The sequence below is a fragment of the Mycobacterium sp. UM_Kg1 genome, assembly GCF_000972925.1.
GTDB classification, from domain to species: domain Bacteria; phylum Actinomycetota; class Actinomycetes; order Mycobacteriales; family Mycobacteriaceae; genus Mycobacterium; species Mycobacterium hiberniae.
The window spans coordinates 1-1,268 of the sequence record NZ_JRMK01000308.1; the positions used below are offsets into that span (position 1 = coordinate 1).

The following is a 1,268-nucleotide window of genomic DNA, read 5'->3' on the forward strand; positions in this document are numbered from 1 at the left end:
ATGTGTATAAGAGACAGGGCGTGGTCAGGCCGGGGGTGGTCAGGCCGGAGGTGGTCGACACGCCCGGCGCGCCCAGCGACGGGTCGGTGAGCCCCGGTGTGACCAGGCCCGGCGAGGTGAGCCCCGGAGTGCCCAGTCCCGGCGACGTCAGGCCGGGATAGGTCCCGGTGGTGCTCGGGTAGAGCCCGGTCGAGGCGGCGCCGTTGGTGAAGCCCGGCACCGGCGGGAGGTTGACCCCGAACTGGGACAGGCCCTGCGAGAGAGCGGTGATCAGCTCACCGGGCAAGTCGGCCACGGACGAGGCCGCGACGAAGTCGTGGTGTTGAGGGGCGCTGTTGTGAGCGACCAGCTCGGATACAGCGACAACTGCGAACGGACTCGCGACCGCCAGGGCGGCGACTGCGCTCATGGTTGTCGAGAGCCTGCGTCGACGTCGGTTCGGCACGGAAGTCTCCTCAATGTGTGTTGCCCGTCAACCTGCGGGTTCTGCCGCGGCCGTCGTGGCGCTTACTGCACTTGTATCTGCCCTACGTGACTGACGGTACGCGTGTGACTTGTGTGAAAAGAGTGACGAGATCGAATCGTGAGGAAACTGCGATCAACCGTTCCCCGGCGTGCCCGGGCCGGAGAGCGCCTGAATCGGCGGGCGAAGTCGAGCTGCGAGCAGGGGCGGCGGGGCGCCGACGATGCGGGCGGGCGCTGGTCGGCTACCCTTGGCGCCGATGACCGCTCGTTTTGACCTCTTTGTCGTGGGTTCCGGCTTCTTCGGCCTGACCATCGCCGAGCGCGTTGCCACGCAGCTCGGCAAGCGTGTTCTCGTCGTCGAGAGGCGTCCGCACATCGGCGGCAACGCCTACTCCGAGGCGGAGCCGCAAACCGGCATCGAAGTCCACAAGTACGGCGCGCACCTGTTCCATACCTCTAATAAGCGGGTCTGGGACTACGTGCGGCAGTTCACCGAGTTCACCGGCTACCAGCATCGGGTCTTCGCCATGCACAACGGCCAGGCCTACCAGTTCCCGATGGGGCTGGGCCTGGTGTCGCAGTTCTTCGGCCGGTATTTCTCCCCCGACGAGGCCCGGGCGCTGATCGCCGAGCAGTCCGCGGAGATCGACACCGCCGAGGCGCAGAACCTCGAGGAGAAGGCGATCAGCCTGATCGGCCGCCCGCTGTACGAGGCGTTCGTCAAGGACTACACCGCCAAGCAGTGGCAGACCGACCCCAAGGAACTGCCGGCGTCCAACATCACGCGGCTGCCGGTGCGCTAC

General features: G+C 67.0%; 1 protein-coding gene and 1 pseudogene. One reads left to right on the plus strand and one right to left on the minus strand.

The genetic code is table 11. From position 1 onward, the window contains the following. Nucleotides 1-445, minus strand: a pseudogene (locus LI92_RS21245) (PirG); the annotation flags it as partial. 268 nt (nucleotides 446-713) lie between these two features. On the opposite strand from LI92_RS21245, the gene LI92_RS21250 reads away from it, so the two are divergent. Then, nucleotides 714-1,268: NAD(P)-binding protein (locus LI92_RS21250; RefSeq protein ID WP_152665584.1), on the plus strand; the 555-nt coding region annotated here is incomplete at its 3' end.